Genomic DNA, 2,360 nt, shown 5'->3' on the forward strand with positions numbered 1-2,360 from the left:
TGGCGGTGCGAATCCGCAGGGCTGAGCGTGAACTGGGCCTCGATCGACTGGTGGCTGAACTACGTCGCCGGCCGCTATTACCAGGGCATGGAGTACCTGGCGGCGGCCGTGGCGGTCATCATCCTGCTTTCGAGCCTGGATGATCTGTTCATCGACGCGTGGTACTGGCTGCGCCGCACGATCCGTCATTTCACGGTCGAGCGGCGCTTTCAGCCGCTGCGCGCGGAGCAGCTTTACGACCGCGAACAGCAGTGGCTCGCGATCATGGTGCCCGCGTGGCGCGAAGAGGACGTGATCGCAGCGATGGTCGAGAACGCCGTGAAAGTGCTCGATTACCGCAACTATGTGATCTTCGTCGGCACCTATCAGAACGATGCGGCGACCATCGGCGAAGTCGAGCGCATGCGGCGGCGCTACAAGCAACTGCATCGCGTGGAGGTGCCGCACGACGGACCGACCTGCAAGGCCGATTGCCTGAACTGGATCGTGCAGGCGATCTTTCGCATGGAAGGCGAGGCGGGCATCGAGTTCGCGGGCGTGATCCTGCACGACAGCGAGGACGTGCTGCATCCGCTCGAACTGCGCTTCTTCAACTATCTGCTGCCGCGCAAGGACATGATCCAGCTGCCCGTCGCCTCGCTCGAACGCGAGTGGTACGAGCTGGTCGCGGGCACCTATATGGACGAGTTCGCCGAGTGGCACGCGAAGGATCTCGTGGTGCGCGAGAGTCTCGCGGGCGCGGTGCCGTCGGCGGGCGTGGGCACCTGTTTCTCGCGGCGCGCGCTCGCGGGACTCGCGGCGCAAACCAACAATCAGCCCTTCAATACCGAAACGCTCACCGAGGATTACGACGTGGGCGAGCGGCTCGGGCGCATGGGCATGCAGTCGATCTTCGCGCGCTTTCCCGTGCAGTTCGCCACGCGCCGCAAGTCGTGGTTCGGGCTCGGGCCGATGCGCGACTTCACGCTCACGATGCCGCTGTGCGTGCGCGAATACTTTCCCGATACGTTCCGAACCGCGTATCGTCAGCGCGCGCGATGGACGCTCGGCATCGGCATGCAAGGGTGGGAGCAGACCGGCTGGGTCGGCTCGTTCGCGAATCGCTATCTGCTCGCGCGCGATCGCAAAGGCATTCTCACGGCATTCGTCGGCATCGTCGCATATGCGCTGCTGGTGCAGTTCCTGTTGTTCACTTACGCGGATCTGCTCGGCTTGCGGCCCGATCTGATCGCCTCGCCGTTTTCGAATTCGCGGTTTCTCACCTTCGTGCTGTGGGCCAACGGCATCGCGCTGCTGCTGCGCGTGGTGCAGCGCGTGTATTTCGTGTCGCGGCTGTATGGCTGGGAGCATGGCGTGTTGTCGGTGCCGCGCATGGTGATCGGCAATTTCGTGAACTTCATGGCGGTCTCGCGCGCGTGGAAGATGTATCTGAACTATCTGGTGACGGGCAAGCGCCTCGTGTGGGACAAGACCATGCACGACTTTCCTTCGTCGGATGGCTTCAAGGACCGGCGTCAGCGGCTCGGCGAACTGCTGGTGTCGTGGCAGGCCATCGCGCCCGAGGAGCTCGACAAGGCGCTCGCGGAAGATCACGCGCAGGAAGCGCCGCTCGGCCGCGTGCTGATGGCGCATGGCTGGCTCGACGAGGAAACGCTCGCCGAGGCGATTGCGTTTCAGGCCGATCTGCCGCGCGCGCGGCTCGATCGCGTGAAGCTCATGCGTCACGCGCAGGATGTGCCGATCGAGCTGGCGGTGCGCTATCGCGTGCTGCCGCAAGGCGACGATGGCGCGGGCCATCTCGTGCTGCTCTGCGCGAGTCCGCTGACGAGCGAGGCGCTGGCCACGCTGCGCGCGAAGACGGCGTTGCCGGTCGTGCAGCGCATCGCGCGCGAAGGCGAAATTGCCGATGGCTTGCGGCTCTTGCGCGGCGTGCCCGTGACGCCGGACGCTGAGAGCACAGCGGCGCAAGGTGTCTCCCCGCAGGACGCGACGACGCCACACGCGGTGCCGCTGCTCGGCGATCTGCTGATCGAGCATGGCGCCGTGCGGCGCGCGGCATTCGAGAAGGCGCTGCAGCGCTATCGTCCGGCGGAGCATGGGCGCATCGGCAACTACATGGTGGAGCAGGGCGTGATTTCGAGCGACGCGCTGGCGCAGGCCATCGCCGAGCAGGAACGCCTGCGCGCCGAGGCGCAGGCAGCGTCATGAAGCGCATGCCGAACGCTATTCCAACTCAGCCGACCCAGCCGGCTTTGCGCGCGATGGCGCTGGCCGCGCTGTGCCTGAGCCTCGGCGCGAACGTGCCGGTGTGGGCGCAAGCCGCGCCGGCGGCGGGTCACGCGCTGCCGCTCTCGGGCGAG

General features: G+C 66.2%; 1 protein-coding gene. It reads left to right on the forward strand.

Features of this window, described 5'->3' with window-relative positions; all coding sequences use genetic code 11:
* Window positions 1-54 precede the first annotated feature (54 nt).
* A complete protein-coding gene (locus G3N97_RS38190) occupies window positions 55-2,208 on the forward strand; it encodes a glycosyl transferase family protein (protein ID WP_277397884.1) in 2,154 nt (717 codons plus the stop codon).
* Window positions 2,209-2,360: the final 152 nt, after the last annotated feature.

It is taken from the genome of Paraburkholderia sp. Ac-20347 (assembly GCF_017104805.1).
Lineage (GTDB): Bacteria > Pseudomonadota > Gammaproteobacteria > Burkholderiales > Burkholderiaceae > Paraburkholderia > Paraburkholderia tropica.